Here is a 230-nt window from a genome sequence, read left to right on the forward strand (position 1 = left end):
GTGGAATTGGTGGAGTGCTTGTTGGTGGGCGGGGCGTGCGGCTCGGATGTCGGCGAGTACGTGGTCGGCGGGGCGGATGACGTTGCGGGGGTTTTTGAAGTGGGGGATGACGTATTTGCCGAAGAGTTCGATGGAGCGGAGTAGTTGGTGGTGGGGGAGGCTGTCGACGCGTAGGACGAGTGCGTCGACGCCCATGTCGGCGTATCGCTGGACGTGTTGGATGCAGTGGT

Annotated in this window: 1 pseudogene; it reads right to left on the reverse strand. The window is 62.6% G+C overall.

From position 1 onward, the window contains the following. A pseudogene (locus NP777_RS47485) lies at positions 1–230 on the reverse strand (hypothetical protein); the annotation flags it as partial.

The organism is Streptomyces rugosispiralis (genome assembly GCF_024505145.1).
Classification (GTDB): domain Bacteria; phylum Actinomycetota; class Actinomycetes; order Streptomycetales; family Streptomycetaceae; genus Streptomyces; species Streptomyces rugosispiralis.